The organism is Aminivibrio pyruvatiphilus, assembly GCF_004366815.1.
Taxonomy (GTDB): Bacteria; Synergistota; Synergistia; order Synergistales; family Aminobacteriaceae; genus Aminivibrio; species Aminivibrio pyruvatiphilus.
Window position 1 is genome coordinate 19,551 of record NZ_SORI01000003.1, and the last position, 26,158, is coordinate 45,708.

At 61.9% G+C, this 26,158-nt stretch carries 22 protein-coding genes; 13 read left to right on the plus strand and 9 right to left on the minus strand.

Annotated elements, in window-relative coordinates; translation table 11 throughout:
* Positions 1-105: 105 nt before the first annotated feature.
* Positions 106-294 carry a hypothetical protein gene (locus C8D99_RS15365; RefSeq protein ID WP_208321057.1) on the minus strand — a complete coding sequence of 63 codons (189 nt, stop codon included), beginning with the start codon at positions 292-294 and terminating at the stop codon, positions 106-108.
* A gap of 95 nt (positions 295-389) precedes the next feature.
* Here C8D99_RS15365 and C8D99_RS03255 point away from each other — a divergent pair, with 95 nt between their 5' ends.
* A complete protein-coding gene (locus C8D99_RS03255; protein WP_133956348.1) occupies positions 390-1,187 on the plus strand; it encodes a hypothetical protein in 798 nt (265 codons plus the stop codon).
* A 12-nt stretch (positions 1,188-1,199) separates the two neighbouring features.
* Here the strand turns inward: C8D99_RS03255 and C8D99_RS03260 are convergent, their stop codons facing one another.
* Positions 1,200-2,024: an alpha/beta fold hydrolase gene (locus tag C8D99_RS03260; protein WP_166669979.1), complete on the minus strand. Its 825-nt coding sequence runs from the start codon at positions 2,022-2,024 to the stop codon at positions 1,200-1,202.
* 246 nt (positions 2,025-2,270) lie between these two features.
* On the opposite strand from C8D99_RS03260, the gene C8D99_RS03265 reads away from it, so the two are divergent.
* The 6 genes from C8D99_RS03265 to C8D99_RS03290 all read left to right on the plus strand — a co-directional run bounded on the left by C8D99_RS03265 (position 2,271) and on the right by C8D99_RS03290 (position 9,112).
* Positions 2,271-3,284 carry a lipoate--protein ligase gene (locus C8D99_RS03265; protein ID WP_166669980.1) on the plus strand — a complete coding sequence of 338 codons (1,014 nt, stop codon included), beginning with the start codon at positions 2,271-2,273 and terminating at the stop codon, positions 3,282-3,284.
* Complete coding sequence (gene gcvT, locus C8D99_RS03270) at positions 3,281-4,390, plus strand: glycine cleavage system aminomethyltransferase GcvT (protein ID WP_133956354.1); 1,110 nt, start codon at positions 3,281-3,283, stop codon at positions 4,388-4,390. The genes C8D99_RS03265 and gcvT overlap by 4 nt, the downstream gene beginning before the upstream one ends.
* A 39-nt stretch (positions 4,391-4,429) precedes the next feature.
* Positions 4,430-4,828, plus strand: a complete 399-nt coding sequence (gene gcvH, locus C8D99_RS03275; RefSeq protein ID WP_133956356.1) for a glycine cleavage system protein GcvH — start codon at positions 4,430-4,432, stop codon at positions 4,826-4,828.
* A gap of 11 nt (positions 4,829-4,839) precedes the next feature.
* Complete coding sequence (gene gcvPA, locus C8D99_RS03280; RefSeq protein ID WP_133956358.1) at positions 4,840-6,189, plus strand: aminomethyl-transferring glycine dehydrogenase subunit GcvPA; 1,350 nt, start codon at positions 4,840-4,842, stop codon at positions 6,187-6,189.
* Positions 6,189-7,658 carry an aminomethyl-transferring glycine dehydrogenase subunit GcvPB gene (gene gcvPB, locus C8D99_RS03285; RefSeq protein WP_133956360.1) on the plus strand — a complete coding sequence of 490 codons (1,470 nt, stop codon included), beginning with the start codon at positions 6,189-6,191 and terminating at the stop codon, positions 7,656-7,658. Before gcvPA ends, gcvPB begins: the two co-directional genes overlap by 1 nt.
* 92 nt (positions 7,659-7,750) lie before the next feature.
* Positions 7,751-9,112, plus strand: a complete 1,362-nt coding sequence (locus C8D99_RS03290; RefSeq protein ID WP_133956362.1) for a dihydrolipoyl dehydrogenase family protein — start codon at positions 7,751-7,753, stop codon at positions 9,110-9,112.
* Positions 9,113-9,121: 9 nt separating this feature from the next.
* On the opposite strand, the gene tsaA is transcribed toward C8D99_RS03290, so the two are convergent.
* A complete protein-coding gene (gene tsaA / locus C8D99_RS03295) occupies positions 9,122-9,529 on the minus strand; it encodes a tRNA (N6-threonylcarbamoyladenosine(37)-N6)-methyltransferase TrmO (protein ID WP_208321058.1) in 408 nt (135 codons plus the stop codon).
* A gap of 218 nt (positions 9,530-9,747) precedes the next feature.
* On the opposite strand from tsaA, the gene C8D99_RS03300 reads away from it, so the two are divergent.
* The gene (locus tag C8D99_RS03300; protein ID WP_133956364.1) at positions 9,748-10,923 is read left to right on the plus strand and encodes an amidohydrolase; all 1,176 of its coding nucleotides are present in this window, start codon (positions 9,748-9,750) and stop codon (positions 10,921-10,923) included.
* 45 nt (positions 10,924-10,968) lie between these two features.
* Positions 10,969-11,349 carry an HIRAN domain-containing protein gene (locus C8D99_RS03305; RefSeq protein ID WP_208321059.1) on the plus strand — a complete coding sequence of 127 codons (381 nt, stop codon included), beginning with the start codon at positions 10,969-10,971 and terminating at the stop codon, positions 11,347-11,349.
* A gap of 236 nt (positions 11,350-11,585) precedes the next feature.
* Here the strand turns inward: C8D99_RS03305 and C8D99_RS03310 are convergent, their stop codons facing one another.
* The 4 genes from C8D99_RS03310 to C8D99_RS03325 form a co-directional block, all read right to left on the minus strand.
* Positions 11,586-13,799: a methyl-accepting chemotaxis protein gene (locus C8D99_RS03310; protein WP_166669981.1), complete on the minus strand. Its 2,214-nt coding sequence runs from the start codon at positions 13,797-13,799 to the stop codon at positions 11,586-11,588.
* 320 nt (positions 13,800-14,119) lie between these two features.
* Complete coding sequence (gene larAH6 / locus C8D99_RS03315; protein WP_133956368.1) at positions 14,120-15,388, minus strand: nickel-dependent malate racemase, LarAH6 family; 1,269 nt, start codon at positions 15,386-15,388, stop codon at positions 14,120-14,122.
* A 12-nt stretch (positions 15,389-15,400) separates the two neighbouring features.
* Positions 15,401-16,141 carry a 2-phosphosulfolactate phosphatase gene (locus tag C8D99_RS03320; RefSeq protein ID WP_133956370.1) on the minus strand — a complete coding sequence of 247 codons (741 nt, stop codon included), beginning with the start codon at positions 16,139-16,141 and terminating at the stop codon, positions 15,401-15,403.
* Entirely contained in the window at positions 16,138-16,878 is a 741-nt protein-coding gene (locus tag C8D99_RS03325) for a gamma-glutamyl-gamma-aminobutyrate hydrolase family protein (protein ID WP_133956372.1), read from the minus strand. Before C8D99_RS03325 ends, C8D99_RS03320 begins: the two co-directional genes overlap by 4 nt.
* Positions 16,879-17,055: 177 nt before the next feature.
* On the opposite strand from C8D99_RS03325, the gene C8D99_RS03330 reads away from it, so the two are divergent.
* Positions 17,056-18,030: an AEC family transporter gene (locus C8D99_RS03330; protein ID WP_133956374.1), complete on the plus strand. Its 975-nt coding sequence runs from the start codon at positions 17,056-17,058 to the stop codon at positions 18,028-18,030.
* A 6-nt stretch (positions 18,031-18,036) separates the two neighbouring features.
* Here the strand turns inward: C8D99_RS03330 and C8D99_RS03335 are convergent, their stop codons facing one another.
* Positions 18,037-19,023 carry an OmpA family protein gene (locus C8D99_RS03335; protein WP_133956376.1) on the minus strand — a complete coding sequence of 329 codons (987 nt, stop codon included), beginning with the start codon at positions 19,021-19,023 and terminating at the stop codon, positions 18,037-18,039.
* 207 nt (positions 19,024-19,230) lie between these two features.
* Here C8D99_RS03335 and ptsP point away from each other — a divergent pair, with 207 nt between their 5' ends.
* The 3 genes from ptsP to C8D99_RS03350 are packed head-to-tail and all read left to right on the plus strand — an operon-like array spanning position 19,231 to position 21,916.
* A complete protein-coding gene (ptsP, locus tag C8D99_RS03340) occupies positions 19,231-20,952 on the plus strand; it encodes a phosphoenolpyruvate--protein phosphotransferase (protein WP_133956378.1) in 1,722 nt (573 codons plus the stop codon).
* A 44-nt stretch (positions 20,953-20,996) separates the two neighbouring features.
* On the plus strand, positions 20,997-21,320 hold the full coding sequence (locus C8D99_RS03345; protein WP_208321060.1) for a DUF6922 domain-containing protein: 324 nt from the start codon (positions 20,997-20,999) through the stop codon (positions 21,318-21,320).
* Complete coding sequence (locus tag C8D99_RS03350; protein WP_133956380.1) at positions 21,278-21,916, plus strand: nucleotidyl transferase AbiEii/AbiGii toxin family protein; 639 nt, start codon at positions 21,278-21,280, stop codon at positions 21,914-21,916. Before C8D99_RS03345 ends, C8D99_RS03350 begins: the two co-directional genes overlap by 43 nt.
* A 183-nt stretch (positions 21,917-22,099) precedes the next feature.
* On the opposite strand, the gene C8D99_RS03355 is transcribed toward C8D99_RS03350, so the two are convergent.
* Entirely contained in the window at positions 22,100-26,005 is a 3,906-nt protein-coding gene (locus tag C8D99_RS03355; RefSeq protein WP_133956382.1) for an FG-GAP repeat domain-containing protein, read from the minus strand.
* Between the last annotated feature and the right edge of the window lie 153 nt (positions 26,006-26,158).

Below are 26,158 nucleotides of genomic sequence, written 5' to 3' on the forward strand. Positions count from 1 at the left end.
CGCGCCGCGCCCCCGGCCCGGGGACCGGTTTCTGCACGGGAGGCGGCGGAGCCCCCAGGTTCTGGGCTGTCCGGGAAAAATCCACGGACAGGCGAACGGTATCCTTTAGAAAGAAGCGGAGTTCTTCTCTTGCTGATTTGTCGTCCACGAGAAAAACCTCCTTCGGAGTTCAGGCTTTCCCCATTGTAACAACAACAGGCCCTCCGCATTTGTTTCAAAGGTATTAGGAAGATGAAAGAGGACTTTCCCCAAGCCCTTCTTCGGCTCGGGCTTCCCCGCCCGGGTCTTCGCCATTCTCCCCTGAAGCGAAGGCGGGCTCCGGCCCGCCTTTTCCTTTTCCGCCCGAAGGCCGATACCCATACAGCACTGCAAAAATGAAGGAGAAAACCATGAACATGAAGCGATGTGCCCTTGCCGTCCTGCTGTACTTCCTGTTGCTCTTCCTTCTGCCGGCTTCCCCCGCCCGGGCCATGGAAAATCCATACTGGACCGGCGACAGCAGGACCGGTTTCCGCATCCTCCTTCCCGGGAGATGGGTCGTGCGGCGTCACCTGTCGCCCGAACTTGCCCTGAGGGGCCGCTCCCGGGACGGGGCGGCATACCTGGAGGTGCATATCCTGAGGGAGCCTTTTTCGACGGAAACGGAAGCCGCCGACGGCTTCGAAGAACGGGAGGGATTCCGCTCCCTCTCGCCTGTGGAGTTCTGGAGAGGAACCATCGTATCGGTAAGCGGAGTGGAAGGACATCTGAGGAGGTACCGGGTCATCCTTGAGGGAAGGCCTGCGGAGGCGTCGGCCGCCAGTTTCGGCCGTGAAGGGACATGGTTCGCTGTTCTCGCCGTGGTTTCCTCCGGGGGGTCGGACATCAGGGCCGCTCTCAAAGGGAGCCTCAGGAGTTTTTCTCTGCTGAAAATGACCGCCGCTCCCGGGGACCCCATCGAGGGCCGGTGGAGGTGGCATAACGGGCGTATCCTCACCTTCGGGAGGGACGGCACTGTCACCCCGTCATCCCTGGTGAATTCCTGGAAGAGAACGGCTCCCTTCCCGCAGGGGGAACCCGGTTCGTATCTCCTTTCAATTCCCGGCCCTGCGGGCGGGGAAGAGGAAGCGGTCCTCAGCCCCGACGGAAGGAAGCTCTTCCGGGTCTCCGGGGGCGAACGGATTCAGATCGCCGCACGGCTGGAATAAAAGGACGGCGGCCTAGCGCCCCAGAAATTCCGCCACCGCCCCGGCGAGCTCCCCGGGGGCCTCGTAGACCAGCCCGTGCCCTCCCGAAAGAATCCTCAGCAGGGCCCCCGGGATCCCCCCTGCAAGGATCTCCCCCTCACCCGGCGGAATCAGCCGGTCCTCCGAGCCTTCGACCACCAGGACGGGCATGGCGAACGAAGCAAGCCTGCCCTCCAGGGACGGACATTCCGCCAGGGCGGTCTGCTGTTCCCGGATTCCTTCAGCATGGGCGGCGAAGGAGGCCTCCAGGGTCTCCCGGAAGGCCCTGCGGAACGTCGGGCTCCATTTTCCGGAAGCCGGAAGCAGAGCCTCCGTGAGGGCAGCGGCCGGCTCCCCCAAAGGAGCGCTCCTGTCGAGAATTGCCCGGAACAGAGCGGGCCGCTCCCCGGCGATCCGCCGGTGGTCCGCCGAGCCGCAGCAGAGAACCACTCCGGACACCAGCTCAGGCCGGGCCAGGGCGAGCTCCGCCGCCACGAAAGCCCCCATGGACCACCCCAGCACCGCCAGGGGAGCTCCCGCGGCTTCGGCTACCGCTGCGGCATCCTCCGCAAAAAGGGCTATGGAGGGTTGCGAACTCCCCATGGTGCTTCCTCCCAGCCCCCTCGGGTCATACACCACGGGGGCGATCTCCCGGGCGAAAAGCTGCCTTGGAAACGCCGTCCCCCAGCAGTCCCCGTCACCACCGAACCCGGGGACGAGGAGAAGGGGACGCTCCCCTTCTCCGGCAGCCCACCTGATCAGGGCGCCGTCCGGCCGTTCGATGCCGTTCCATTCCTTCCGTCTCCGCCGTTCCGTCATGATACCCTCTCCAAAAAAGACCGGGCTGCATCCCCGGTCGAAAAATTTCCCGGACATTATACCTCTCCATATACCCCTTGATGGTATTTTGTGATATGCTCATACCACAGGGAAAAAGCGGCCATTGACCCCTCCGCCAAAGGGGGATATTATGGCGGGAACAAGGCTTTTGTCCGCTTTTCGCCGTCCCTGATCACCCGCTTCGGGCTGGGGGTCTCCCCATCCGGAGAACAAAGGAGGATGACCGTGGAATTCCGAAGAGTCCGGCTGGCCAGATCCACAAAAACTAACCCCTGGGACAACCTCGCCCGGGAAGAATACCTCGTGAACCTCTGCGGAGACGACGAGGCCATCCTCTACCTCTGGCAGAACGCCCACACCGTGGTGGTGGGGCGGAACCAGAACCCCTGGGCGGAATGCCGCCTCGACCTCCTCGAGTCGGAGGGGGGCAGGCTCGCCCGGCGCTCCACCGGCGGCGGGGCAGTCTACCACGACCTGGGAAACCTCAACTATTCCTTCATTCTACCCCGGCGGGCATACAGCATGGAACGGCAGCTCGGAACGGTTCTCGGAGCCCTCCGCACCCTGGGCATCTCCGCCGAATTCTCCGGCAGGAACGACCTGGTCATCGGCGGCAGGAAGTTCTCCGGCAACGCCTACCAGCTCACCCGTCACAAAGGGCTCCATCACGGCACCCTCCTCCTCTCCGCCGACATGGCAAAACTCTCAAGGTACCTGAACGTGGACCCCGAAAAACTGAAGACCAAGGGCGTGGCTTCGGTGGCTTCCAGGGTAATGAACCTCCGGGACGCGCGACCCGCCCTGTCTCTGGACGACCTGCTGGATGCCCTTGAAAGGGAGTTCCTTGCCCGGTACAAGGCCCCTGAAACGCTCCGGGAGGCGAAGGAGCCGGAGGGGGAGGAATACTCCTCCCTGGCGGAGCGGTACCGGAGCCGGGAATGGCGCCTCGGCCGGTCGCCGGAATGCGCCGTGACGGTGCGCAGGCGGTTTCCCTGGGGAGGGATGGAGATCCGGTTCAACGTGAAGAACGGGCATGTAGCCGATCCCGTAGTCTTCTCCGACGCCATGGACGGCGAGATGATCCTGTCCCTCGGGCACAGGCTGGAAGGCGTGCCTTTCAGCTGGAAGGAACTGGCGGAAGCGGTCCGGAGGGCGTTTCCGGACCGCCCGGAAATGGCCGAAACAGCCCTTTGGCTGGAAGAGGCCCCCATCAGCGGAAAGAAGGAGGCAGATGCATGAAGCGCACTCCCATGTACGAGCGGCACGCGGCGGCGGGCGGGCGGATGGTGGACTTCGGCGGCTGGGAGCTGCCGGTCCAGTACGATGCCACCGGCATCAAGACGGAACATCTGGCCGTCAGGTCAAAGGCAGGGCTCTTCGACGTCTCCCACATGGGAGAGATCACCGTTGAAGGGCCGGGCGCGGAGAAATGGCTTTCCCGGCTCGTGACCAACGACATCTTCGTCATGAAGGACTTCCAGGTGCAGTACAACATCATGTGCACCGAGGCCGGGGGCGTGGTGGACGACCTGCTCGTCTACCGGTACGGGCCGGAGAAGTTCCTCCTGGTGGTGAACGCGGCCAACGTGGACAAGGACTGGGACTGGCTGAGGAAACACCTTCCCGGCGACGGCGTCATTCTCGAGAACATCTCCATGAAGACCGCCGAGACAGCCCTCCAGGGACCGGCGGCGGAGGCCGTCCTGGCCCGGGTCGCCGGTTTCGATCCCTCAGCCCTCAAGTTTTTTACCTTCACAGACGGCGTCTCCGTGGGCGGCATCCCCGCCATCGTCAGCAGGACCGGCTACACCGGAGAGGACGGGTTCGAGATCTACGTCCCCTGGGAGAGAGGAGCGGAGCTCTGGGACCTCCTTCTCGAGGCCGGGAAGGACGCCGGCCTGATCCCCATCGGCCTCGGAGCCAGGGACAGCCTCAGGTTCGAGGCGGGACTCCCCCTGTGCGGCCACGAGTACACCGACACCCTGGGTCCCCTGGAGGCAGGCTTCGGCTTTTTCGTCAAGGTGGACAAGTCAGGCGGCTTCATCGGCCAGCCCGTGCTGAAGCGGCAGAAGGAGGAAGGTCTCCGGCGGAAGATCGTGGGACTGCGCCTCGAGGACAAGGGTGTGCCCCGGGCCGGCATGGACGTGGCCGACCCGTCGGGGAGGGTGGTCGGCACGGTGACCTCCGGGGGGTACTGTCCCTCCCTGGACGCCAACATGGCCCTGTGCTGCGTTGAGACCCCGGCCCCCGCGGAAGGTGAAAGCCTGAGCGTCGTCATCCGGGACAGACCCAAAAAGGGCGTGGTGGTGAAGCGGCCGTTCTACGACAGGAAATACAAAAAATAGGAACGAACATCCCAGGAGAGAAAAAGGAGGACGAAAACAATGGCGAAAATACCCCAGGATCTCAGGTACACGAAGGATCACGAATGGATCAGGATGGAGGGCACCATGGGCGTCATGGGCATCACCGACTATGCCCAGCACGCCATGGGCGACATCGTCTACGTGGAGCTTCCCGATACCGGCAGGGAAGTCAGGGCGGGGGAGGACTTCATCGTCGTCGAATCGGTGAAGGGAGCCAACGACGTGTTCAGCCCCGTCTCCGGGACGGTGGCCGCGGTGAACGGCGATCTCGACGGGGCCCCTGAGCTGCTGAACGAGGACCCCTACGCCAACTGGCTCGTCCGCCTCGAAGTCTCTGACCCGGGGGAGCTGGACTCCCTGCTTGACTCCGGGGCCTATGCCAAGCTCGTCGAGGAGCTTGAAGCGGAAAGCGAATAGGAGAGGCCGCCATGAGCCGGTACATTCCCGCCACGGCGGAAGACCGGCGCCGGATGCTCGAATACCTCGGCGTCGGCTCCATTGACGATCTTTTCTCGGGTATCCCGGAGAAGGTCAGGCAGAAGAACCTCCCGGACCTTCCGAAGGCCCTTCCGGAGGCGGAGATGATCCGGGACCTCCGGAAACTGGCCGGGAGCAACAGGAACGCCGACGACCTGCCCTGCTTCCTCGGTGCGGGCGTCTATGACCATTTCATCCCCGCCGCCGTGGACAGCGTCGTCTCCCGGGGAGAATTCACCACGAGCTACACTCCCTACCAGCCGGAAGTGGCCCAGGGAACCCTCCAGGCCATCTTCCAGTACCAGACCATGGTCTGTGAACTCACAGGCATGGAGGTCTCCAACGCCTCCATGTACGACGGAGCCTCCGCCGCCGCAGAGGCGGCGGTTCTCGCGGCATCGGCGGTGAAGAAGAGCAGGATTCTCTGGGGACGGAACGTGAATCCCCAGACGAGGGACGTGCTCCGCACCTACTGCTGGAGCAGGAAGCTCGACCATACGGAACTGCCCGCCGAAAACGGGCGGATCGACGCAAAGGCCCTGGAGAGCGCCCTCGCAGGCGGCGATGCCGCAGCCCTGGTGGTCCAGTCCCCCAGTTTCTTCGGCACCATCGAGGACCTGAAATCCCTGGCCGAAACAGTCCACGGGGCGGGGGCCCTGCTCATCGTCTCCACGGACCTCCTCGCCCTCGGCCTCCTCGAAGCCCCGGGAAAACTCGGCGCCGACATCGTGGCGGGCGACGGGCAGTCCGTCGGCAATGCCATGAGCTTCGGCGGTCCCGCCTTCGGGTTTATCGCCGTCAGCAAGCCCCTCATGAGGAAAATGCCGGGCCGCATCTGCGGCCAGACCGTGGATTCCAAAGGAAGGCGGACTTTCGTCCTGACCCTCCAGGCCCGGGAGCAGCACATCCGCAGGGAGAAGGCCACGTCGAACATCTGTTCCAACCAGAACCTCTGCATCGTCGCCGCATCGGTCTACCTCAGCCTCATGGGCCCGGCCGGACTCCGGGAGATCGGCGAGCAGATCATCGCGAAGACAGAATACGCTGTCGGACAGCTCGAAAAAACGGGGAAATTCCGGAGAGCCTTTCCGGGTGTCCCCTCCTTCCGGGAGACGGCGCTCCTCTGCGACGAGCCTGTCGATGAGCTGAACCGGCGCCTTCTGGACGCCGGGATCATCGGAGGGTACTCCATAGAGCCCCGGTATCCTGATCTGAAGAACGGCTGGCTCCTGGCAGTGACGGAAAGCAGGACGAAGGAAGAAATCGACCGTCTCGCGGCGGTCGCGGGAGGTGACGCCTGATGGCCCGCACAATGGAAACCCTCTTCGAATCGAGCCGCCCGGGAAGGAAAGGCTACGCCCTGCCGGAGCTGGATGTGCCCGTCGTGGACTGCGGATCCGTCCTGGAAGGATTCTGCCGGGAGAAGGCCCCCAGGCTGCCCGAGATGGCCGAGGTGGACGTGGTCCGCCACTTCACCAGGCTGTCGAAGCTGAACTACTCCGTGGACGAAGGTTTCTACCCCCTCGGTTCCTGCACCATGAAGTACAACCCCAAGATCAACGAGGCCGCGGCCAGGATGCCCGGCTTCGCCCGGATCCATCCCCTCCAGCCGGAGGAGACGGTCCAGGGGGCCCTCAGGCTCATGTACGACCTGAGCGCCATGCTCGCCGAGATCACCGGCATGGACGCCGTCACCCTCCAGCCCGCCGCCGGCGCCCACGGAGAGCAGACGGGGCTGATGATGATCAAGGCCTGGCACGAAAGCCGGGGTGATACGAAAAGGACAAAGGTCATCGTCCCCGATTCCGCCCACGGGACCAACCCGGCCTCGGCCACGGTCACCGGGTTCGGTACGGTGGAGGTGGCCTCCGACGCCGACGGCATGGTGGACCTGGAATCGCTGAAGTCCCTCATGGACGATTCCGTGGCGGCTCTCATGCTCACCAACCCTAATACCCTGGGGATCTTCGAGAAGCATATCCTGGAGCTCACAGAGACCGTCCACCGGGCGGGCGGACTGGTCTACTACGACGGCGCCAACGCCAACGCCATCATGGGCAAGACCCGCCCCGGCGACATGGGCTTCGACGTCCTCCACCTGAACCTCCACAAGACCTTCAGCACCCCCCACGGGGGAGGAGGACCGGGTTCAGGGGCTGTCGGGGTGAAGGCCGAACTCGAGCCCTTCCTGCCCGCGCCAGTGGTCGTCCTCCGGGACGGCCGATATGCCCTGGCCGGAGAAAGCGAACGGCCAAGGACCATAGGAAGGGTCCGGAGCTTCTTCGGAAACTTCGGTGTCCTTGTCCGGGCCTACACCTACATCCGCACCCTCGGGCCGGAGGGCATACGGGAAGTCTCGGAGATGGCGGTACTGAACGCCAACTACCTTGCGAAAAAACTCAGCGGCATCTACCCTCTGGCCCACACGGGACACTGCATGCACGAGTTCGTCCTGAACGGCGGCCCCCTGAAGCACGAAACGGGCGTCAGCAGCATGGACGTGGCCAAGGCCCTCATCGACGCAGGGTACCATCCGCCCACGGTCTACTTCCCCCTCATCGTCCCGGAGGCCCTCATGGTGGAACCCACGGAGACGGAATCCAGGGAGACCCTGGACCGCTTCGCCGAGACCATGGAAGCCATCGCGGCGAAGGCGAGGGCGGAGGGGCCGGAGGCCTTCCACGACCTCCCGGTCACGACGCCCGTCTCCAGGCCGGACGAGACCACGGCGGCCCGCAACCCGATCCTGCGCTGGCAGTTCGAAGAATAGCCCATTACGGAGACAGGGGGCGCCCGGGCGGCGCCCCCTTCGTTCAGGACCGCCTGTTCACTGGCGGCAGTCCTGCGGAAGGAGAGAGAAAAATGTACGATCTGGTGATCCTCGGCGGAGGCCCCGGCGGGCTCCGGGCCGCCGAACTCGCGGCCGCCGCCGGGCTGAAGACCGTCCTCGTCGAGAAGGACCGCCTGGGAGGCGTCTGCCTCAACCGGGGGTGCATCCCAACCAAGGCCCTTTACGCCCATATCGTCGGCGGAAAGGGCCCGAGGGAAGGACTTTGGTCCAGGGTGGAAGGCATCATGGACAAGCTCCGTCAGGGATCGGCCACTGCCCTTCGTATGGCCGGGGCCAAGGTGGTCCGCGGAACCGCCATGGTGGTTCAATGGGAAGGGGAAAAGAAAATCTCCGTCAGGAAGGAGGACGGGAGCGGAGAGGAAATCACCGGCGCCCGGCTGCTCCTTGCCACCGGGGCCCGGTCGGTTCGTCCGGCCTTCGCGGGCAACGACCTGCCGGAAGTTCTCACCGGCGACTGGGCCATCACCGACCCCTCCCTCTGGGATCCGGAACGGAACGGGGAGGTGCGAACCGTGGCGGTCCTCGGAGCGGGGGTCATCGCCATGGAAATGGCCATGATGCTCCAGGACCTCGGGAAACAGGTACTCCTTCTGAAACACTCGGACCAGATCCTCCGCCGCCTGGACGGGGACATCAAGAAGAAGACCGTCCAGATCCTCAAGAAACGGGGAACCCTCATGCGGGATTACGTCCGCCTGCGGGAAACCTCTCCCTCGGGCGGGAAGCTGATCCTCCGGGGAACCTCGAAGGACGAACCCTTCGAGGAGACCTGCGACCGGCTCATCCTTGCCTCGAGCATGGAGCCTGTGCTGGACGGCTTCGGCCTGGAAAACAGCCCGGTGAAAACAGTAAAGGGCGCCATCGCCGTCGATTCCTCCCAGAGGACCTCCGTGGAGGGGGTCTATGCCGTCGGCGACTGCACCGGCGGCGCCATGCTCGCCCACCTGGCGGAGTACCATGCCCTCGCGGCAGTCAGCTCCATGACCGGCGGGAATTACACCGTCGACTACGACGCCGTACCAGCCTGCGTCTTCATGAACCCCGAGGTGGGGACCGTGGGGCTGACAGAAGAGGAAGCCCTTGCCCGGGGCGGGGAAATCGTCTCGGCGAAAGCCTATTTCGCCGCCAACGGCATGGCCCTCTCCCTCGGAGAAAGCGACGGCTTCGTGAAGGTGGTGGCCAGGGCTTCGGACAAAACCCTCCTCGGAGTCCACATCATGGGCCCGGAGGCAGCCTCCGTCCTCGGGGAAGCCGCCCTCGCCGTCTCCAGGAAACTTACCGCCGGGGACGTGGCCCGTTCGGTCCACGCCCACCCAACCCTGTGCGAATGCTTCCGGGATGCCTGCCTGCGCGTTCTGGAGAAGGAGAAATAGGCGGCAGGTCTACCGCTCGTCGATCACCGGCTTGATGTCCGCCACGGGCGTGCCGTCCAGGGCCTCCAGGGGAGCCACCCGGAGACGGCCGCCCTCCCTCTCCAGCAGGGTCACCCGGTGAAGGCCGATGGGGTTCGGCCTCGCGGGGGATCGTGTGGCGAAAACACCCTTCAGGGGCGCTTCGGGATTCCTCCTGGGATGCACCTGAAGAACCGACCTGTCAGCCAGATGCAGCCAGGTCAGCACCAGCAGCTCCCGCCCCGCTTCCAGACCGTCCAGCCCCTCCAAAAAGGCCGGAAAAATCTCGATCTCCGCCCCGGGCGCGTCCTCGAATCCCTGCCTCGGACAATCCTCCTGCCTTTTCAGGGGCGAATGAACCCTTCCAATGGGCTCCACTCTCATGTCACCATAATCCACATTCCAGACCTCCTCCGTCATCCTGATAAGCCCATTCTCCGGCATGGCGTGTCCCGCCGGCTCCGCTCCATTCTATAGCACTTTTCTTGATCAGCATATATCAAATTCTTCATCCTCTTTTTTATAAAACGACTGTTTCCGGCAGGCTGTTTCATGATGTACAATGCCGGGGAGAGAAACCACTGGTTCAATTCATACCACCAAGGAGGCACCAGGGAATGAAAGCCATACTCGCAGGAGCCCTCGAAACCGGGCTCGGAACCGTACTGTCCAACGTGACCGTTTTCGTTGAAAACGGCAAAATCGCCGATATCGCCGAAGGACTCGACCCCAGGAACGCGGACGAGGTGATCGACGCATCGGATATGATCGTCACCCCCGGGCTCATCGACGCCCACACCCATATGGGCACCTACTGCGAAGGCTTCCCCGAGAGCATGGCCGACGCCAACGACATGGTAAACCCCGTGGCTCCCCACCTCCGGATCCTGGACGCCATCTACCAGGACGACACGGCCTTCGCCGACGCCCTCTCCGGGGGAGTCACCTGCGTCCAGACCCTGCCCGGGAGCGGCAACGTCATCGGCGGCCAGGGAGCCATCATCAAGACCTCAACGGCATCGGGGGGGCGGAAGAAAACGGTGGACGAAATGGTGGTGAAGGCCCCCTCCTCCATGAAGGCCGCCCTGGGCGAGAACCCGATCCGGGTCTACAAGGAGAAGCAGAAGCTCCCCAACACCCGCATGGGCAACGCCGCCCTGCTCCGCCAGGCCTTCGTGGAGGCGGAAAACTACCGGAACAAAATGATCCAGGCCAGGACCAAGAACGAGCCGGCGGAACGGAACCTCCAGCACGAAGCGCTCCTCCCCGTGCTCGACGGGGACCTTTCCCTCTGCGTCCATGCCCACCGATGCGACGACATCGCCACGGCGGTCCGCATCGCGGGAGAGTTCTCCATCCCCTTCACCGTGGAGCACTGTACGGAAGGACACCTCATCGCCCCCTTCCTGGCGGAGAAGAACGTTTTCGCCGCCGTGGGTCCCACCCTCACGGGCAAGCCCAAGATCGAGCTGCGGAACAAGACGTGGGACACCCCCCTCGCCCTCTGGAAGGCCGGGGTCCACTTCTGCATCATCACCGACCATCCCGTGGTGCCCATCGAGCATCTCTCCGTCTGTCTCTCCCTGGCCGTCCGGGCCGGGCTTCCCCGGGAGGAGGCCCTCAAGGCGGTGACCATCTATGCCGCGGAACATCTCGGCATCGCGGACCGGGTAGGTTCCGTCGAAAGGGGCAAGGACGCAGACCTGGTGATCTGGGACGGCGATCCCCTTGACGCCCGGAGCAGGGCCGTGGCCACCATCATCGACGGGGAAACCGTCTACTCGAGAAGCTGATCCATCCCCCGGCAGAGTACGCCCCGGAAGAAGGAGGAATGCGGGTTGGATACGCTCCACTTCATCACCATCACGGGGATCGACCATTACTACGGCAAGACCCCCTTTGAAATCGGACGGATCGCAAGGATCTCCAAGGAGCCGGAAAACCCCCACGATCCCGAGGCCATCCGCGTGGAGCTGCCCGTCATCGGCACCATCGGCTACGTGGCGAACAGCACGAACACCGTCTACCGGGGCACGGCCAGCGCGGGGCGCATCTACGACAAGATCGGCGACTACGCTTTCGCCCGGGTCTTCTTCGTCACCCATTCCAGCGCCATCGCCCTCGTCCTCTCGCCGGACGAGGTGGAGGAGATCGATGCCGGGAAGAAGGTCATCTTCACTGTGAACGACGAGGAGGAGGCCCCCGCAGATGACGGCTAGGAGCGGGGCGGCGAAGAGTTTTTAATAAGAGCATTTCATCCAAAGAAATACCTGACATTGAAATCCGGGTTTTTATGTCCCGAAAAAGGGAACGACAGGGCCTCTGTCACAAAGACCTGTCGTTCTCTTTTTTTACCCTCAGATCGTACCGGTTTCCCCACGCCTTCACCGTGCCGATACGCTCCTCAGGCAAACTGGACAGCGCATCTGCACCGAAAGTGTTTTCCCTGCCGGTATCAGCGAGGACGAAGCTTGCCTCGTCCCCTCACCCGTTCACCTGGGCCCGCAGGCAGACGTTTCCCGCCGTTCCGGTGAACAGCAACGGATCCGCTCTCGCGGACTTTGAAGTGCCTGATCTGCGACAGCAGTTCCTCTCCTCTCGAACGCATTTCCCGGGCCTGGTTCGACACGCCTTCGGAAGCCTTTGCCGTCTTCTCCGAGGCGTCGGCGATTTTATGTATCAACCCGGAGATTCTCATTGTGCCCTGTGTCACCTGATCCATGGCAGAGGCCATTTCACCGCTGGAGGCAGCCTGCTCCTCCGAGGCCGCGGCGACACTTGCTATGGCCCTGATAACACGATCGATCTCTTCCAGGGCTCCCTGTAGTTCTGTACCCGCCTGCTGTGCCCGGGTGATCATTTCTTTCATGATTGTTCCCGTCTCCTCGGTGACCCCGACGGCACCCCGGGTGCTGCTTTCCAGGGAAGCGATGAGCTTGGAGACTTCGCCCGCCGCCTTGTTCGACTCCTCGGCAAGCTTCCGGACTTCCTCCGCGACGACGGCGAAACCTCGCCCCGCCTCTCCGGCCCGTGCAGCTTCTATTGCCGCATTGAGAGCCAGAAGATTCGTCTGATCGGCAATAGAGACAATGACGCCGACAAATCCTGCTATGTCATTCACGGCCGCAGCAAGCCTGCCGATCACCTCGGCGTTCGTCATGGTCTTTTCTCCGGCCATGCCGAGTTCACGGACAACCTCGTTGACCTTCCTGCCGGCTGCCACAGCTGTCTTTCCTGCTTTTTCCCCCGCAACGGAGCCTTCCGCGGCGGCTTTCGACATGGACTGGGCACTGCCTGCGACCTCCTGGACTCCCGCTGTGGTCTCCTCAATAGAGGCGCTGTTTGACTCTGAAAGTTCAATGACCTGTTCAAGGCTGCTCCGCACCTGTTCTACCGAGGTGTTAGTGTCCCCGGAGAGGACAGCAAGAGATTCCGCCATCGCTGAGACAGCTTCGGCAACCTTTCGGATGCTCAGAACCGCCGTCGCCTGGGAGGCGATCATTTCGGAAAGGGCGTCTGCCATTTCACCTATTTCATCCCGGGAACTGATGCCGAACTCCTCCCGCAGAATGGTAAGATCCCCCTGCCGCGCCCGTCCTGCCAGCTCACCGACTTTCCGCACCGGTTTTGCTATCCACCGGGCTATCAGCCAGACGGCCGCGACGACAGCCAGGATACCGATACCTGCGAGGAGAACCGTGATTCTGAGAAGCCGCCTGGACGAGGCCATAACCTCTTCCTCCAGTATCACCGAGCCAAAGGACCACGGCGTTCCCGTATCTCCGATGTGCACCGGAGCGAAGGCCTTGAGAGTCATCGAATTCACCGCAGCCGACCATTCTTCACCAAACCAGCTCTCTCCTGCCTGAATACGCCTGAGGAAGGCGTCTCCGCCAGGCTGCTGCGTCTCGCCTGCAAGGTCCCCCACTCTCTCCGGCTCTTTATGGCTGGCGACAATCCCGTCGTGGGAGATGAGGCGGCCGAAACCCGTATCGTAGAGCTTGAGCTGTGAAGTGATCGGATGGATGGAATCCATCAGGATGTCCACACCCACCACGCCGAGCGCTTTCCCCTGCGATATGGCGGGAACGACGAGGCTGGTGACAAGCACCTTTTTACCGCCGAGCTGATCCTCCTCGTACGGTTCGAGGATCGTCTCCCTGCCTCTCCGCATCGGAATGGTGTAGTAGTCGTTCTCACCAGGAACATCGTAATCTGCCAGCGGTTCGAAAACTATCCCGCCCTCATTTCGGTACCAGTAAGGGATGAAACGCCCGGAGGCGTCGTGATCCTCCGTTCCGGCGAAGTCTCTGTCCTTCCCGTCGAAGGCATCCGGTTCCCAGCAGGACCAGATGCCCAGAAATCTCGGGTTTTTTTCCAGGGTGACACGCAGAATCTGCCTGGCCTGCTCCCGGTCTGCCGTGCCGTTCTCCACTGCGCCTTCGAGGAAGTGCACCAATGTTCGGGCGACCTCCAGGGCCGATTCGAACTGAAGTTTCATCTCCTTGGCATACTCTCTCGAAAGGGAAAGAGACAGCTGCCGTGCCTGTTCCATGCTCTCCCGGCGGTTGATGTAAGTGACCGAGCCGATAATGACGACAAAAACCAGAAGCACCGAAGAGAGGACGAACAACGTGACTTTTCCCTGAAGCCCCAACCGAATTCTCATTCCGGAAATTCCTCCCGAACCTGGTGTGTGAGATGTGAAAAAAGGTTGTTTAAATCCTTTTATGGATGCTCTTTCGAACCTGCTGAAAGCAGGATTTGGAAAAAAGCAGCGGAGGAATCCTCGGAACGTTTTGAGCACCTGCAAAAAGGCCATGCAGCTGAAATAAAACAGTTCCTTCCGCCATGACAGGCAGGTCTGTCATGGCAGTTTTCTGAAAATGTACACTGTGGTGAAATGAAGGACCCTTTGTTCGTCTCCTTTGATCAGCGTTTTTCATTGCAGGAAGCAAAGGATCTCAAACGTTCGCTTTCAAGGTGGCTTCACTCCCTGGGCGGGACCGGGACAGTGAGGCTTCCCTCGGGCAGGACCATATAGGAGAGGTCCTTTCCCCTTTCCTGCTCGAAGAGCCGCAGGGCCTCTTCCACCGACGGCACTTTTACGGCGAAGAGCTTTTTCACCTCCGCCCAGTCCATGGACGTGACCATGTAGACCGTCTTCTCCGCGGCGACCTTGGCGAACCCGAAGGCCTTGTGGCCGCCCATCTTGAAATCGCTCCGGATGCGCTTCACGATATCTTCCGGGCAGGACGCGGCATTCATCCACTCCTCGAACACGGCCTCGCCGTACCCTCCGGGACAGTCGGCCACCAGCACGATGGCGCCGCCCTTCTTCGTGGCTTTGTCGGCATGGTCAAGGGCCTTCTGGGCCTGGTACATGTTTATGTCCCTGGGGTGTCCGCAGGCACCGGCGACGGCCACGTCCGCAAGCCCCTCCACGGGAACCTCGTACAGGCTCGCCGAGACCGCCACTGCCTCCCTCCACGCCTTCACCACGTCACCGGCGGCGACCTTCACCACGTCCTTCTTCTCGTTAACCACCACGTTGAGGATGAAATCCACGCCCACCATCTGCGCAGCCTCGATCATCTCTAGGTTCACCGGGTTGGAGTCCAGGTCCGGGAGGGCGTCCATGAGCTCCACCATCCGGGAATGGTTGCGCTCCACCGTCTCCTTCCACGCCACTCCGGGCAGGATGGACTTCCGGCCGCCCGAATATCCGGCGAAGTAGTGGGGCATGACCACCCCGAGAGAGAGGACGAAATCGGCCTCCGCCACCAGCCGGTTGATCTTCAGCTCCGCTCCCGTGGAGAGGGTACCGATGGAAACGAGGCTCTCCAGGTCGTCAGCCGCATGGGAGACGATCCCGAACCGCCGGACGATCTCTTCGCCGTACACCTGGAGGTTCTGGTCGTCCGTGTGGGGGTCGTGGATGCCCGTGGCCACGAGAAGGGTGACCATGTCATCGGTGATCCCCGCCCGGGCAAAGCGGGAGAGCACCGGCGGAAGCAGAAGGTCGTAGGGCGTGGGGCGGGTTATGTCATTGACGATCAGGACAATTTTCCGTGGCTGTTTCCTCTGAAGGAGTTCCAGAAGGGGAGGAGTCCCCACAGGGCTGTCCAGCGCCTCCTCCACGTCCCGCAGGGTGCAGGGCCTCAGGTTGGTCTCCGGCGGAAGGATCACCTGGAGGATCCTGGAATCCTCAAGGGAGAACGTCTCGGTCCCCCTGCCTCTTTTGAGCTGAAAATCCATCTCCATTCCCCCTTACCTGGTCCGGAGAACCGGGCCCCCGGTCTCCGCTTCTTCCAGTTGAGCCACGGAGCGGGACACGTCGGTCTCCCCCGCGCAGGCAAGATCCTTTTCAAACCCAAGAGCAAGGATTCTCCGGCCGTGGACGGACCGCCGGAGAATAGCCGCCATGTCGCGTCCGCCCGACCGCCAGACGTCCAGGGCCATGACCGCCCCGTCCTGGAGCTCGGCATCCCCTCGCCGCAGGAGGAGCTCCACGAGCAATCCGGCACAGGCCGTGTCATCCAGGGCGGCCCGTCCGTGGAGCCCGGCGCAGAGAATGCCCACCGATCCGCCGTCCTTCAGGGAGGCATCGAGGACCGCAGAGGCGTTCCGGGCACATACCGGCCGCACCGGTTTTCCGGAAGCGGCGGCCTTCAGGAGGGCCCTCGTTCCATTGGTGGTGGCCATGACGGCCTCCGGCCGCCTGGAGGGGCCGTATTCCAGAAGCTCCAGGGGAGAGTTTCCCAGGTCGAACCCGGCGGGAGGAAGGGCGTTCCGCTCCCCCATCAGGAGAGGATTCCGGCCTTCCGCCGCCAGCCGGTCCCGCAGCAGAAAGGCATCCTCTACAGAGGGGCACGGATGGAGAATTTTCCCGCCTCCGTCGAAGAAGGCGCACATGGTGGTCGTGGCCCGAAGAATGTCGATCACCAGCCAGCTGTCCGCCTCCGGAAGGATCTCCTCCGGTGAAAGAACCACGTCCGCCTTCACGGTCATGGTCTGGCTGCGAACTTTTCCGCTTCCTCCACGAGACGGAGGAACAGGGGAAGCATCTCGTCCCCTCCGGACATCATCATCTCCGGGTGCCACTGGACACCCACCACGAAGGGCTCTCCCTCCATCTCGAGAGATTCCACCACGCCGTCCATGGCCCGGGACGTGACCTTCAGTCCCCGCCCCACGTCCTTCACAGCCTGGTGATGGTAGCTGTTCACCGGGAAGGTCATTCCAAGGAGTTCGGCGATCACCGATCCCTCCTCGGCCACCACCGTGTGGCTCGGGCAGGAGCGCTTCCTGTTCTGGGAATGCTTCACGAAAGAATCGGGAATTTCCGAGAGATCCTGGTAGATGGTGCCGCCGCAGGCCACGTTCAGGAGCTGGATTCCCTTGCAGATGGCCAGAACTGGCCGGCCCTTCGCCAGGGCCGTCTTTATGGTGCGGAGCTGGAAAATGTCCGTGTCCCGATAGACGAACTCCAGGGCCCGGTGAGGCTCTTCGCCGTAGAGCAGGGGGTCGATGTCATATCCTCCCGAAACGAGAAGGGCATCCACATGCTCCGTCTGCCTCTCCGCCACATCCTGGCCCCGCACCACGGGAACCATGAGGGGAATGCCCCCGGCACGCTCCACGGCGGCCACATAGTCGTTGTTCACATAGCTTCTCTCCAAGCCGGGAGAAAAGCCTCCCTGCTCCACGAGAAGGTTCCCCACAATACCGATCACCGGTCGGCCCATGCTGATTTCCTCCAATGTTTACGATTCGGCGGTTTTCCCGCCCCTTTCAGTATAGCGCCGGGGGTGTCTTTTTCAAGTTGACATCACAGGAAGGGAGGAGAATAATACCCCCCATGACCTGGGGAGAACGGGCCGGATGCAGCCCGGACAAGCTCCCGCCGGAGGAGAGTCGCCGCCATGAAGCCCATCCTGTCCTCATTCGCCCTGATCGCCTCGGGCCTGCTGTTCGGGTACGGAATCCGCCGTCTTTTCGAAAAGGGCTTCCTCGGCCCCGATGAACGGCTCGGCCTAATCCGGTCCTTTCTGCAGCGCCTCGTGCTGCTGGGCCTCGGACCGCTGACCTTCGTCGGCGCCCTCTGGATCGTGGAGATCCGGGAGCCGAAAATCGCCCTTCTCGCCCTCATCGGGGCCTTCTGCCACATCTTCGGGGGTGCTGCCGCAGCGGCGGGGGCCCGCCTGTTCCGCATGGCCCCGCCCCAGGCGGGAGCCTTCTTCTGCTGCGGCTTCTTCACCAACGTGGGGGCCATCGGAGGGCTGGTGATCTTCCTCTTTCTGGGCGAGGAAGGCTACGCCATGATGCCCCTCTTCAAGCTCCTGGAGGAACTCGTCTATTACGGCATCGGCTTTCCCGTTGCCCGGCTCTACGGCACTGGACAAAAGACGGCCGCGGGAGGCAGCCTTCTTCCCCGCCTTCTCCGGGATCCCTTTCTCAGGGTGGCCATTGGAGGACTGCTCCTCGGAACCTCTCTCAATCTGTCGGGCATTCCGAGGCCTGCAGTCTATGGGTCCCTGAACAGGCTGCTCATACCCCTCAGCACGGTGCTCCTCCTCGCCTCCATCGGCATGGCCATGAGGTTCGGGAAGACTGCGGCCTGGCTGAAGGAAGGCCTCGCCCTCACCGCCCTGAAATTCCTTCTCGTCCCTGCAGTCTGCGTCTCCCTCGGAGCCCTGGCCGGCCTGGGCGGCATTGCCGGAGGGCTTCCGCTAAAGGCCGTCCTCGTCTTTTCATCCATGCCCGTGGCCTTCAACGCCCTCGTTCCGCCGTCGCTTTACGGTCTCGACCTCGACCTGGCGAACAGCTGCTTTCTCATCTCGGTGCTCGGGCTGGCAGCGCTGCTGCCGGTCCTGCACTTCGCCCTTGGCCTGATGTAATACCTGCTACATCTCCACGAGCTCCACCCTGCGGTTCTTCGCCCGCCCCTCCTCCGTCCTGTTCGACGCCACGGGGGCGAGCATCCCCACCCCTGCCGGGATGAGCCTCGATGCAGCAATGCCGTAGTGATCCCGGAGGGATTTCACCACCGCCTCCGCCCGTCTCCGGGAAAGGCCCATGTTGTACTCCCGGTCTCCCGTGCTGTCCGTGTGGCCCACGATAAGCCCCCGGAGGTCCGGGAAGGCTTTCAGGAGCTTCGCCATTTCCTCCAGGGCGGGCTTCGATTCGGGCTTGATGTCAGCCTTGTCGGTGTCGAAGTAAATACCGTAGAGGGCGATCCTCCCGCTGGTCTCCAGTCCCTGGGCCATCTCCTCTGACGTGACCACCGTCATTTTGGTCTCCATGGGCTTCGTCTCCACGATGTCCACCCGGCAGTAGGTCCGGCCCTTCTCCATTTTCGTCTCGGAGCCCCAGAAATTGTTTTCAAAGGCGCACACCGTCACATAGACGTTTCCCTCCGGGCGGACAAGACGGGCCGAGAGGAACTGCTGGTTCTTCGTCCGCTCGTCCCCGGGGATGGGGTAATGCCTGTCCCTGCCGTACAAAGTCTCGGCGAAGCTGTCGTAGGGACCGAGCTCATCCTTCGAACCGGAGAAGAGAATGTCGTACCTCTTTTCCTTCAGCTCCCCCTCGTAGTTCCGGAACACCTCCAGGGCGCTCCTTCCCGCAGGGGCGACGTACAGAAGCCGCGTGGTCCTGCCCTCCGCCTTCTCGGAAGCGGTGAAGACATAGCGGCCGTCACGGTAGACCGTCTTCCCCAGAGGGATGACCGTGCTGTCGTACTCCTTCGCCTCGTATTGAACGATGAAGGATCCCTCGTACCGGCGCAGAAGAGGCGAATCCTTTCCGCCCTTCAGGTCGGCCCCGAAAGCCGCCTGCACTGAGAGAACCGCCAGGAACAGCGCTGCGAACATCCGGCCCTTGAAGGCCATGAAACCCCCTCCTCATTGTTTCGGAATTATCTGTCACATTGTATCACGGCTCTGTGGAAAGCATTTCACGGCCTATTTTCCCTCGCAGAAAATTTATCCGGGATACTCTTTTCTTCGGAAAATCTACCGGGGTCACTTTTTCGTTGAAAAACGGAATTTAAGGGTATACTAATAAGATATCCATTCGACAGGCAGGTGCAGACCGTCATGAAAGGAATCGGGGCCTCTCCGGGCATAGCCATTGGCAGGGCAGTCATTCACTGGAAAGAACAGATCGACATCCTCCGGGAGTTCGTCGAGGAGCCGGAGCGGGAGCTCGAACGCTTTCGGACGGCCCTCGAGTTCGCCGGGGAGCAGATCCGGGAGACCTACTCCAGGGTCCTTGAAAGCGTCGGCCCAGGCGAGGCGGCCATCTTCAGGTCCCACGGCATGATGCTGAAGGACCCCGATTTCGTCGGCCAGATCGAGCGCATGATCCTTGACGGCAGTGTCAACGCCGAATGGGCGGTGAAGCAGGTGGCCGACAGCCTCATCCAGATCTTCGAAAGCATGGGGAACGACTATATGAAGGCCCGCTCCGACGACGTAAAGGACATCTCCGACCGGGTGATCAAACTGCTCCTCCAGGTCGGCGGAATCGACCTCTCGAATCTCAGGGAACCCTCCATCATCGTAGCGAGAGAACTCACTCCCTCGGATATCTCCCAGATGGACAGGGAGATGACCCTCGGCATGGTGTCGGAAACGGGAGGCAAGACCTCCCACACTGCCATTCTCGCCAGGACCCTCGAAATTCCCGCCGTCATGGGGGTAAGGAAGCTGCTGGACGAAGTGGAAAATGACGACCTCATGATCATCGACGGCGAAACTGGACAGGTCTTCGTAAACCCCGACGGGGAGACGGTGGAGCGCTACCGGGAGCGGCTGGACCGGTACGAGTGCTTCAGGAAAAGCCTCACCGAAGTCCGGGGGATGAAAACGGTCACCCTTGACGGCGTGGAGATCGAGCTGGAGGCAAACGTGGCCTCCCCGAAGGACCTGGACGACGTCTTCAAGAACGACGGCGAAGGGGTGGGGCTCTACAGGACGGAATTTCTCTATTTCGACAGCTCCCTCCTCCCTCCCGAGGACACCCAGTTCGAGCAGTACAGGGACGTTGTGGTGGCCATGACGGGCCGGCCGGTGGTCATCAGGACCCTCGACATAGGGGGAGACAAGAAGCTGGACTACCTTTCCATCCCCGAAGAGCAGAACCCTTTCCTGGGCTACCGGGCCATCAGGCTCTGCCTGGACCGGCAGGAGATTTTCAAGGTCCAGCTCCGGGCCATTCTCAGGGCCAGCGCCTTCGGGCAGGTCCGCATTCTCTTTCCCATGATCTCGAGCCTCGAGGAGCTCCGCTCCGCAAAAGCCATCCTTGAGGAGACAAAGGAAGACCTCCGCTCCCTGGGAGTACCCTTCGACGAATCCATCCAGTCGGGCATCATGGTGGAGGTGCCGTCGGCAGCCATCCTCTCCGACCATTTCGCCAGGGAAACCGACTTCTTCAGCATCGGGACCAACGACCTCATCCAGTACGCCGTGGCGGTGGACAGGGGGAACGAAAAACTCTCCCACCTGTATTCCCAGTATCACCCCGCGGTGCTCCGCCTTATAAAAACAGTTCTCGACAACGGGAAGGCGGCGGGAATCCGGGTCGGGATGTGCGGCGAATCCGCCGGAGACCCGAAGCTCATCCCCATCCTCCTCGGCATGGGACTCACGGAATTCAGCATGAATCCCTCGTCCATCCTCCAGGCCCGGTGGATCCTCCGGAACCTCAGGAAGGGAGATCTGGAGGAGGCGGCCCTGAAGGCCCTGTCTCTGGGCACGGCAGAAGAGGTGGAGGAATATTGCTCCAGATTGCTCCAGACCCTCAACCTCTGCCGCTGAAGGAAAAGGGGGCTTCCCCCTTCCGGAAGGATTATAATAACGCCATGAACGATGCCGCCCGCACCGAACGGGAATCTCCGCCCCTGCCCGAGATGCTCCGCCCCCTTTTCTGGGATGCGGAATGGTCGGCTGTGGATTTCAACAGGAACAGGACAGCGGTGATCGAACGGATTCTGAACCTCGGAAACGAGGAACAGCTCGCCTGGCTCCGGAGGAATGTATCGCTGGACGAAATCCGGGCCGTGGTGGCTTCGAGCAGGCGGCTGAGCAGAAAGACGGCCCGGTGCTGGCAGAACTTCTTCGGACTCAGGGAGGAGGAAATGCGATGTTTTGGGATGTTCTCGACAAACCCAGACAATCTCTTCTAAAGAGCATCGTCGCCACCCCGCCCATCCCGGGGGCCTACCTTGCGGGAGGAACTGCCCTGGCCTTGCAGTACGGCCACCGGCTGTCAGAGGATTTCGACTGGTTTCTGCCCGAAAGCTTCGACCCCGGGAAACTGCCCGCCCTTCTCGAACCCTTCGGGACAGTCTCCGTGGCGGAGACCCACGCCGGAACTTTCCACGGATGGATCGACGGAATACGGGTGACCTGGCTCCATTACCCCAACCCCCTTCTGGACCCCCTCCAGCAGGTGCCGGACCTTCCCGGACTTCTGCTCTCCTCCCCCCGCGACACGGGGCTCATGAAATGGGCCGCCCTTTCCGACCGGGGCGCCCGGAAGGATTTTCTCGACCTCTACGAACTGGCCCTCCAGGGAGTCACCCTCGAAGAGCTCTTCCTCCTCCTCCCCAGAAAATTCCCCGGACGGCGCCTCAACCTTTACCATATGATCAAGGGACTGAGCTACTTCGACGACGCCGAGCACGACCCCTGGCCCGTCATGCTCAGGGATGTGAGCTGGAGCGCCCTCCAGCGGTATTTCCTCTCCTCCCAGACGAGACTGCTCCGGTCCCTCCCCTGACGGGAACAGCACGCCTCAACACGGTCTTCCGGCACCTTTCCTTCAGCCGAGGGACAGCTCCGGAGGAAGGACGGCTTCCCGGCCGGCCGGAAACGGGAGTCGAAGAAAAGAAATGACAGGGCCGGAAACCCTGTCATTTTTTCTCTGTCTTTTCACCGTCCCGGAATTTTCTTCAGGAGCGTTTTACCTTTTTTTCAACAATACAACCGGAAGGAACAGCAGCACAGCAAGAGGCGCTGCACCCGCTGCGGAGCATCCCCCCCCGTCGGGGCTGCCCACCGTAATGATTTTCGCCGCGGTGCGTCCTTGGGGGTTCTCGTCGTCGGCAGCCGGCAGGATGTCCGACGTGACGATCATCTGCAGCGGGAACGTCCTGTCGATGTCAGGCGCGGTGTAGAGCATGCGGACGACGTGCTCCGTGCCGTTTTTAAGCAGGGGGATGGTCCGGTGGCTGACAAACCCCTTGTCGTCCCGCAGAAAAACGGACACGTAGAGAAGGGTGCTGTCCTTTATCCCCTGGGCGTGGTCGAACCGGATCGTCCCCTGGACTGCTGCGGTCCTTCCCGGGTCGAGATGCGCCGTTTCCTCTCCGAAGGTGCCGTCTTCGTTCAGCGGCCGTATGGACATGGAACCGGGAAGGATGTTCAGCCGCCCGCCCAATGCCGCACTTTTCAGGAGCCTGCCGCCGCTTTCGGATGCCGAGGCCGTCCGGGTGGAACTCACGAAGTTTGCAGGGTCATACACGCCCACCAGGATATGTCCCTGGTCGTTGTTCGTCTGGAGATTCCCTCCGTCGGTGGTGAGAGAAACGTGCAGATACCCCACCGCCTGGGTGCTGCGGGTGGTGAAGACCTTGGTCAGGTCCGCCCAGTTGTTGGTTGTTCCGCTGTCCCGTCCCGGGATGGATGGAATCGTCCTGGAGCCTAGAAGGGTGGCCTTGCTGATATCCGGCAGGTCGGTGCTCGAGGTGATGGGCTGGAAACTGAGGGTGACGGTGACGTTGCCGGTGGGAACGAAGCTGTAGTTGTACACCCGCAGGTGTGCGGTCACCTCGGTGTTGATGGGCATGACCTGGCCGCTCACGCCGCCGGAGCCGACAATTGTCGCTCCCTCGAAATGGAGGGCCCGCATCCGCCCCGCGTCTCCGGGGAAGGGGTTTTCCTGCCATTTCCCCGCGTTGATGACCCACTGCCGGGGCAGGTTGAGGGCAGGGTCGGCGGTCGCCTTGTACGGCGAACCGGGTCCCCAGATCTGGGAATAGAGTTTGGCAAGTCTCGAGACCGCGTAGGCGAAGGAGATGGTGCCGGTATCGCTCGCGTAAATTGCTGCATCCACGGTGAACTGCTGGTCGGAGGGGGTCATTCCCGAAGGGCTTGCGTAGCTGGCTACGCCCGGCCATGAGACGGTTATTCCGCCCAGCTTGCTTTTGTCCGATGTGGTGATGGTGTCCGAGCCGTAGGAATAGTCACCATGAACACCGAAGTGTCCTGTCACCTTATAGAACTTGCCCCGGCTGGGAAGGTTGAGTTTTGCGTATCCGGAAACGGTGTTCTTGAGCGAATCCAGTACATCATCATGTCCAATGACCTCCATGGTGAAGTTCGACTGTGTGCTGTCCACGTTTCCCATGATCTGCCCCGTGCTCTTGGCAAGAACGAGGCCGTTGATGTCCTCCCAGAAGTCATCAGGGAGCTTCGATGCCGCACCCTGGGGGTAGTCCCTGGTCTGCTCCAGTGTCCTGGGGTAGGAGAACAGGTTCAGCCCGTTGTGCCACGGATCGTACCAGTCGACCTCCTTCCCGGCTGTGGAGGAGAAACTCGACTGGATGACCCTGGGGACGATGAACTGGACGAATTTTCTGTACGTCACGCCGTCCTCTGTTACAAATGCCTGGGACTCGGGCAGAAGAACCGGGTAGCGCCAGACGTCGTGGGTGTTGGCCCGGAAATACACCTGGTCGTCGTACTGGGCAGTGGCTGACAGGCTGGCCGTAGTGGTGACCGTGGTTCCATAGGTATGGGCGTGGGCGGCCTCTCCGGCATATTCCAGCCCGGCTTCGAAGAGGGTGGTGTTCTCTTTCCGGTGATGGACCTGCGCGACCGAAATCCCTACGGACGCGCCCCAGTGCCCCTCGCTTGTTTTCGTGGTGAGGGTCGTCTCGGAGTCCGATGCCTTGCCCATCATCGTCGTCGAATACCCGTTGAGCACCGCGAAGGAGTCCATGATCCTGGTCGTGCCCCCTTCGGAGAGGACGTCCCAGTGCCTCGGGGGAGCCTGGATTATGAAGACCGGCTCGATGTTGTCGTAGACGGTGAAGCCGGTGGGCTCTCCCAGGACCATGCTGTCCCCGTCGATATCGGCGGCGGTGATCGTGGGCACCACATTGCCTGCCATCGCCCCGTCAGCCCTGGTGCCCTTGGCGGTAAGCGCCAGCCCGTCGGTCCCGTTCCAGGAGAAAATGCCCCACCGGAGCCCTTCTTTGCCGGAGGAGCCTGGAAGGGTGGATACAAGGCCGATCTGCTTTTTGAGTATTTCGGTCTCGGGATAGGCGAACATCCCTGTGTTCATGGAAAAACGCACGTAACTGGAGTGCATGGTCCAGGTGCTGTCATAGTCGGTCAGACAGTAGCCGTACTTGGTCCCCATTCCTGTAAGAACTACCACGCCTTCGGTCACCGGCCATTTGTGCACGTTGATATGGAGCCTGTTTACATTTCCGGCTTCGGTGTGCACATAGACAAGCTCATCGAAACCGTCGCCGTCGAGGTCGTCGATGGACGCCTCCACTGCGGGGCACGAACTGGACGCCATTTTAGCACCGGAGCTTATCTGCACACCCCTGACCGGCCGCGTGACTTCCCCGTTGACGATCTTCCAGACATCGAGATAGAGCTTTGAATTCTGGTAGAGCGCCGGGGTCGTGCTGTAGAGCACGGCCAGCTCGTCGAAGCCGTCGCCGTCCAGGTCCCCCATGGCGACCGTGGCGCTGTCGTATTGAAGGTACCATTTGCCGGCGTTTTCGGAAAGCGCGTAAAACCACTCCCACTCCGGAGCGTCGACACCATTGTACGTCAGCCGGATGATCCTCAGCCGGTTGTTGTGTGCAAGCCCGTCGGGAGCCTTGACCATGGTGTAGTACAGGGCCACTTCAGGATTTCCGTCTCCGTCCATGTCTCCGATCGCTGTCCTGACGCTGTTTGCGGGCTTGACATCCGTGAGCCCCCCCACGACGTTTGTCCCGAGGGTGTAAGAGGCATCCGTGTTCTGCCAGACTCGGGGCGTTCCCAGACCCCTGCAGGCCTCGTACAGTGACTTCCCGTCCACAAAGACAAGCGAATTTCTCATATTCTCAAAATCATCGGCGCCTCCTGGGTTAGTGATGAAGTTCATCAGCCAGTCCGTGTAGCCGTCCTTGTTCCAGTCCCAGGCAACCATGTCGTGGGCCACGTTCTGGTCCAGGGCGGGAGCGTATATTTTCGAGAGGTCCGCTTTGAACTTGTACTTATAGTAGGGCCGGTGAATGCCGGTGATCAGCACCCTTCCGATGCGCCCCACGGTTCCCGTCGTTTCGTTCCTTCCGGTAAGCTCCATCCAGAGGAATGTATTGTTCTCGTCAGCATCCGCCCTCGTCAGGTACGACGTGCAGATGACCCCCGTCGGAACCTTGGTGAAGGTCTGTGTCCCCATGAAGTCATCGGGGATGGTCCTCGTCTGCGGAACGAGCCCGAAGGCCTGGGACTGGGAGAAGACCAGGCTGTTGAGTGACAGGAGTCCAATCTTCACTGCAAGGTTCGCCTTTGTCGTGGTTATCACATTGGTCCCGTAATAACCGGAAAGGTCGGTCTCCAGGTTTTCCGTCTGCCCCCGGAAGGTTTTCAGACCGAAGTCCGTGTCCATGAAGGAGATGATCGCCCTGTGTTTGGTGATCATGACTTTCTGCCACTCCGAAGCAAGAGGTTCGGGGGGCGGATCTTCCGCCGACACGATTCCGGCGGTCCCCATAAAGCCCCAGATAACGGAAGCGGCGGCAAATACCGCCGCCAGCCTGCGAGAGGCCGCCCCGGCCTGTTTCCATATTCCTCGGCACATAATGACCCTCCCCTTTTGATCCCTTCCGGAAAGCAGCCTGTTTTCCGCGGCGGAAACGGGTACCGGCACCCCGCCTCGAATGATATTAAAAAGATCGATTTTTCAGAAGGTTAAATTATCGCAACTATACACCTTTCTTTTTTTTTGCGCCAC

What these genes read in the sequence shown, in the direction of transcription:
- C8D99_RS03310 (WP_166669981.1), bottom strand. Translation starts at nt 13,799, where the DNA reads ATGAGAATTCGGTTGGGGCTTCAGGGAAAAGTCACGTTGTTCGTCCTC.
- C8D99_RS15365 (WP_208321057.1), bottom strand. Translation starts at nt 294, where the DNA reads ATGGCGAAGACCCGGGCGGGGAAGCCCGAGCCGAAGAAGGGCTTGGGG.
- larAH6 (WP_133956368.1), bottom strand. Translation starts at nt 15,388, where the DNA reads ATGGATTTTCAGCTCAAAAGAGGCAGGGGGACCGAGACGTTCTCCCTT.
- C8D99_RS03255 (WP_133956348.1), top strand. Translation starts at nt 390, where the DNA reads ATGAACATGAAGCGATGTGCCCTTGCCGTCCTGCTGTACTTCCTGTTG.
- C8D99_RS03300 (WP_133956364.1), top strand. Translation starts at nt 9,748, where the DNA reads ATGAAAGCCATACTCGCAGGAGCCCTCGAAACCGGGCTCGGAACCGTA.
- C8D99_RS03320 (WP_133956370.1), bottom strand. Translation starts at nt 16,141, where the DNA reads ATGACCGTGAAGGCGGACGTGGTTCTTTCACCGGAGGAGATCCTTCCG.
- C8D99_RS03335 (WP_133956376.1), bottom strand. Translation starts at nt 19,023, where the DNA reads ATGGCCTTCAAGGGCCGGATGTTCGCAGCGCTGTTCCTGGCGGTTCTC.
- C8D99_RS03325 (WP_133956372.1), bottom strand. Translation starts at nt 16,878, where the DNA reads ATGGGCCGACCGGTGATCGGTATTGTGGGGAACCTTCTCGTGGAGCAG.
- gcvPB (WP_133956360.1), top strand. Translation starts at nt 6,189, where the DNA reads ATGGCCCGCACAATGGAAACCCTCTTCGAATCGAGCCGCCCGGGAAGG.
- C8D99_RS03290 (WP_133956362.1), top strand. Translation starts at nt 7,751, where the DNA reads ATGTACGATCTGGTGATCCTCGGCGGAGGCCCCGGCGGGCTCCGGGCC.
- C8D99_RS03345 (WP_208321060.1), top strand. Translation starts at nt 20,997, where the DNA reads ATGAACGATGCCGCCCGCACCGAACGGGAATCTCCGCCCCTGCCCGAG.
- C8D99_RS03355 (WP_133956382.1), bottom strand. Translation starts at nt 26,005, where the DNA reads ATGTGCCGAGGAATATGGAAACAGGCCGGGGCGGCCTCTCGCAGGCTG.
- gcvT (WP_133956354.1), top strand. Translation starts at nt 3,281, where the DNA reads ATGAAGCGCACTCCCATGTACGAGCGGCACGCGGCGGCGGGCGGGCGG.
- C8D99_RS03260 (WP_166669979.1), bottom strand. Translation starts at nt 2,024, where the DNA reads ATGACGGAACGGCGGAGACGGAAGGAATGGAACGGCATCGAACGGCCG.
- ptsP (WP_133956378.1), top strand. Translation starts at nt 19,231, where the DNA reads ATGAAAGGAATCGGGGCCTCTCCGGGCATAGCCATTGGCAGGGCAGTC.
- C8D99_RS03330 (WP_133956374.1), top strand. Translation starts at nt 17,056, where the DNA reads ATGAAGCCCATCCTGTCCTCATTCGCCCTGATCGCCTCGGGCCTGCTG.
- C8D99_RS03350 (WP_133956380.1), top strand. Translation starts at nt 21,278, where the DNA reads ATGTTTTGGGATGTTCTCGACAAACCCAGACAATCTCTTCTAAAGAGC.
- gcvH (WP_133956356.1), top strand. Translation starts at nt 4,430, where the DNA reads ATGGCGAAAATACCCCAGGATCTCAGGTACACGAAGGATCACGAATGG.
- gcvPA (WP_133956358.1), top strand. Translation starts at nt 4,840, where the DNA reads ATGAGCCGGTACATTCCCGCCACGGCGGAAGACCGGCGCCGGATGCTC.